The 4,908-nt window shown below is 69.7% G+C and carries 3 protein-coding genes and 1 pseudogene; 1 reads left to right on the forward strand and 3 read right to left on the reverse strand.

Annotated elements, in window-relative coordinates; translation table 11 throughout:
• The coding region (locus VGR06_RS00005; RefSeq protein ID WP_327556802.1) for a DUF6519 domain-containing protein at positions 1 to 2,668 on the forward strand (2,668 nt) is incomplete at its 5' end.
• Positions 2,669 to 3,226: 558 nt separating this feature from the next.
• Here VGR06_RS00005 and VGR06_RS00010 read toward each other — a convergent pair.
• The 3 genes and pseudogenes from VGR06_RS00010 to VGR06_RS00020 all read right to left on the reverse strand — a co-directional run.
• Positions 3,227 to 3,586 (reverse strand): RidA family protein, encoded by a 360-nt coding sequence (locus VGR06_RS00010; RefSeq protein WP_327556803.1) that lies wholly within the window; start codon positions 3,584 to 3,586, stop codon positions 3,227 to 3,229.
• 16 nt (positions 3,587 to 3,602) lie between these two features.
• Positions 3,603 to 4,613, reverse strand: coding sequence for a magnesium transporter CorA family protein (locus VGR06_RS00015; RefSeq protein WP_327556804.1), 1,011 nt, complete (start codon positions 4,611 to 4,613; stop codon positions 3,603 to 3,605).
• 8 nt (positions 4,614 to 4,621) lie between these two features.
• Positions 4,622 to 4,908 (reverse strand): annotated as a pseudogene (locus VGR06_RS00020) (shikimate dehydrogenase); the annotation flags it as partial.

Raw genomic sequence — 4,908 nt, forward strand, 5'->3', positions numbered from 1 at the left:
GCTGACCGGAACGGCCGGCAACCGCTACCTCGTCTACCTCGACGTGTGGCAGCAGCACATCTCGTCGCTGGAGCAGTCGCCGGAGGAGGAGAGCATTCGCGAGGCGGCTTTGGGTGGCCCCGATACCACCACGCGCCTGAAGACCGTCTGGCAGGTCAAGGTGGCTGGCCCCGTCTCTACGCCGTGCAGCGCGTTCGGGCCCGGCTGGACGCCGCCAGGGGCGGTCGCCGACGGCACCATGGCCGCGCAGGCGGAGCAGGCAGCGGAGGTCGCCAGCGACTGCCTGGTGCCGGCGGGCGCCGGCTACCGCCGCCTCGACAACCAGCTCTACCGAGTGGAGATCCGCGACAGCGGGACCGCGCTGGCCTGGCCGCGTCCGGCGGCGACGGTCGCCGCCGGCGTGACCGTCACCAGCGCCAGCCGCGTCAAGATCGCTAATGTCAGCGACTGGTCGCTCGGTGGCTGGCCTTGGCTGGCCGGGCAGGTCGTGGAAGTGTTCAGCCCGGCGACCGACGGCGCCAACGCGGTCGGCCCGGTGGGCATGATCGTCGCGGCGGACGAGGCGAACCGCACGCTCGAGCTGGACGCGGATCTGACGAGCCTCGTCGGCGGCGCGGGGGCCAAGGTGCGCCGCGTGGCCACGTTCGTGTGGTCGCGTGACAATGGCAGCATCCTGGCCGGGCTGACCGCGATCGACCCGGTGACGTCCATCCTCACGGTGTCGCATCCCAACCGCGACGCGCTGTCGGGTTTCGCCGCCGGCCAATGGGTCGAGCTGTCCGACCGCGGCCGGAGCCTCCGCGGGGAGCCCGGCCTGCTCGTCGAGCTGAGCAAGGTGCAAGGGACCGAGCTCACCGTGCGCGCCTGGCCGGGCGGCACGGCGGCATCGCTCTCCGGCTTCGATGACCAGCCGACCGTCCGGAGGTGGGACTCGGCGGGCGCCTTGGCGGTCGCGGTGGGCCAGTTCCTCGACCTGGAGGGCGGCGTCCAAGTCCAGTTCGGTGGGGGGAGCTTCCGGTCGGGCGACTACTGGACCGTCCCCGCGCGCAGCCTGACGCACGAGGTCGAATGGCCCCGCAACCCGGTCGACGCCACCAAGCCGGCCCTCCTCGCGCCAGAGGGCGTCGAGCACCGTTTCGCGGCGCTCGCGCAGCTCCAGGTCAAGGCCGACGGCGTCACCTGGCAGCTCGCCGGCGACTGCAGGCGGTTGTTCCCGCCGCTCACCGGCCTGCTGAGCCTCACCTACCTGGGCGGGGACGGGCAGGAGATCGCCCCGAATCTGACCGGGCTGGCGCCCGTGATCCCAGGACCGCTGCCCGAGCCGCTGCGGGTGCGGGTGGCGAACGGGCGCTATCCGGTCAAAGGGGCGACCGCGCGGTTTGCCGTCGCCGGCAACCTCGGTGACGTCAACGGGGTCAAGATCGCCAACGTGCTGACCGACGAGCACGGGGTGGCGAGCGGCTCGTGGACTCTCGACCCGAGACCCGGCAACCCGGTGCAGCACGTCGTAGCAACCCTGCTCGACGACACCGGCCAGCCCTCCGACCTGCCTCCGATCCGCTTCACCGCCAACCTCAGCATCGCCGGCGAGGTGGCGTTCGACACCCAGGTCAAGAAGTGCCAGACGCTCGCCGCGGCGGCCACTGTTCAGGACGCCGTTGACACGCTCAGCACCCTCACCACCCTCACCTCAGCCAGCGGCGACGGTCAGGAAGCCATGCCCGGCCAGGGACTGCCACAGCCCCTCCGCGTCCTGGCCGCCAACGACTGCGGTCCCCTGCAAGAGGCGAAGGTGCTCTTCGAGGCGCCGAGCAACGGCCGGGTCGCGGCGACCTTGGCGGACCTTCCCGGCTCGACGTCGACCACCATGGCGGTGACCACAGGACCGGATGGAATCGCGGCCTGCGTCTGGCAGCCGGACCCGGCCGGCCCGACCAGCCAGCAACTCCTGGCGACACTCACCTCAGCGGGACCTAACCCCACCGCCGCGCCGACCACCGTGCTGTTCACAGCCAACCTAAGCGTGGCCGCCGCGGTCGCCTACACGCCTACCTGCGAGCCGTTGGCCGGGGCGGACACCGTTCAGCAGGCGATTGACATCCTGTGCACGACGACGACCGGGCGGGATCCCGGCGTCCACGTGGAGCGCCTTACCCTGGTGGGGCCGCCCGAGAGCGAGCTCAGGAACGACAGCGCGGTCCCGGTCGGCTTGCTGTCCGGCGGGATCCACGCCCATCTCGATCGCCCGGTCGATCCGATCGTCAAAGGCAACCCGGTCATGATCGTCACGATCGACCTGCCGTTCCCGTTCACCCAACCGGATGTCGCAGCATGGCAGGTGGCCGCGATCGGCACGGTGCCGGTCACCCTCGCCGCGGCGGTGGCGGAGGTGGGGCCGGGGATCCTCAGCTGGGAGCCCAACCCCAAGACAGCCGCCTGGCTCCGGGACAAGCTGTTCCAGATCCTGACCCCCCAAGGTTTCCGCGGTGTGCTCGCCCACCTGGTCATCAAGGGAAATTTCATCTGGGCGGACGGCGACCCGCGCGTCAGCCTCGACGGTGAGGTCTTCGGCTTCCCCGAGGGAGGCCGGAAGGAGGTCAACCTGCCCAGCGGCGACGGGCGTCGGGGTGGCGACCTCGAAATGTGGTTCACCCTCCGTGAGGGTTAGCGCGACGCCTTGACCGGGTCTCGTGGTGAGCGCACAATCCGAACTGCCGAGAGTTCTTGTCGACTGTCACGCCAATCGAACGTCAGAGAAGGGTAGTCGCGGAGCGCCTCCTGGGGAGGACCCGGTGGAGAGAAGCCGAGGTCCGTGGGGGTGGTGAAGTGGGCGCTGGACCGAGGCGAGTAGTGAGTCGTACAGCACGTCGGAGCTCAACGCGGTAGGCCCCGTGAGTCCAATGTCTTCTCCTATCTAATGGGTTGACCGAGGTCTCACGGGCCTCCCTTTGTGTTGCGCTGACCCGCAGCACCATGAATTCTTCGGCTCCGCGTGCAGGGAGTGCCGCCGGTGGCACCTCCGCCTCCGCAATCAGGACCCCACCCGGCTCCGCGGGCTCACTGCGGAGCGGTTGTGCCGCCGGTGGCACCTCCGCCTCCGCAATCAGGACCCCACCCGGCTCGGCAGGCTCACTGCGGAGCGGTTGTGCCGCCGGTGTTGTCACCGGTGGCACAACGCCGCGATGACGCGGTTACGGTGCCGGCTGGGCGAGGGCCATGGCCTCGATCATGAATCGGGCGTTCTCGCCGGGGCGGCGAAATCGCTGACCTCTACCGCGGTGCGAGCCGGGCGGTGCTCGCCGAAGTGCCGGACCCAGGCCTCGTTGAAAGCCGGTCGGTCCCGCTGAAGATGCTTCATGAAGATGCCCACCCGCACCACATCGGTCAGATCGGCTCCGGCCGCCGCGAGAATCGCGGCGAGGTTGGTGAGAAGCTGGCCGGCCTCGGCGCCGGCTTCGTTGGGCAGTTGCCTGTTGTCGGGATACGCGCCGAATAGGGCGGATACGAAGATCCAGCCGCCGGACGCCAATGCCTGCGGCACTGGACCGGCGTGCGCGGGCGCGTCGGCCGTGTGGATGACTCTCAATGGCTGCCCGATCGGATCACCACCATCCCTTTCGTTTGGCCCAGACGAGCAGAGCGGCCGACATAACCACCATGACTGCGAGCAACACCACGAGCACCCCGTAGTGGGTCGAGTCGTTGACGATGACGTTCATGCCTACCACCGAGGACAGCGCGGTGACCGGCAGGGTGACCGCGGCGATGACAGCGAGTCGTTCGGCGGCGATGGTCATCTTGGTGTTGGTCCGGGTCTGGTAGAACTCGATGACGCCCTGCAGGTAGTCCTTCTGGCCGTCGGCCATGGTGGCGATGCGCTGGAACTGGTCCACGATGTCGGTCAGCAGTGACTGGCCTGTTCCAGTGCCGAAGACCGTGAGGGTGGCCATCCGGCCGTAGACCTCCCGGCTGAGCATCGCCATCGTGCGGAGGGCCAGCAGCCCGTGCCGGACCCGGAACATCGCGTCCAGGAACTGCTCGGGATCACCCATCTGGCCGGCGGTGACCTGCTGTTCGAGCGTCCACACCTCCTGGGTCAGCACCGTTAGGTACGCCCGCATCCGCCCGGTGAGCGCTGTTACGACGTGAAAGGACAGTTCGAACGCCGACGTAGGGCGTAGTCGTCCGCTGTCCAGCCGCCGGGCGAGGGTGCTGGTCTCCACCCGCGCCGCGTCCGGGTCGACCGCGGGGTTGAGCGGGCCGTGCACGGTCACGAAGTAGTTCGGCCCGACGAACTGGTCCAACTCGACGAAGTGCACGTGCCCGCTGGCGCCGGGCTCCGGGGCATGCAGCACGACGAACACGTGATCGGGGTAGACGTGCACTTTCGGCACCGGGTTGCGTTGCTCGCAGTCGCGTACCGCCTGCGGATGGAAACCGAACACCTCCGACAACACCCGGCTGGCCTCGGCGTCGCAGGCCGGAACATCCACCCACACCACGCCCTCGCCGTGGCCGAGCAGCTTCTCGAGGTCACCGACCTCGCGCCGCGCGACACCGTCGCCGGTCACCAGCCGAACGTCCACCCCGCTCACCGCCTGTTCAGCGTCCACCGGAAGGCTCAGCCCTGACGGGCGCGTACCGCGGCGTCCAACGCTGCACGCATCGCCTCGACCGGACCGGGCCGCCCGGTCATCAGCTCGACCTGGGCAACCGCCTGGTGCAGCAGCACTGCCAAGCCGCTTACCACCCGGCACCCGTTCGCCGCCGCCCCGGCGGCGAACGGTGTCGGCCATGGCGCGTACACCACGTCCAGTACGACCGTGCCGGCCGCCCACCTGTCCGCCCGGACCCCATCTGCCGCACCGCCGGGCAACGTGGAGATCACCACGTCGGCCTCCGGCAGCG

This window comes from Actinophytocola sp. (assembly GCF_036002505.1).
GTDB lineage: Bacteria > Actinomycetota > Actinomycetes > Mycobacteriales > Pseudonocardiaceae > DASYTH01.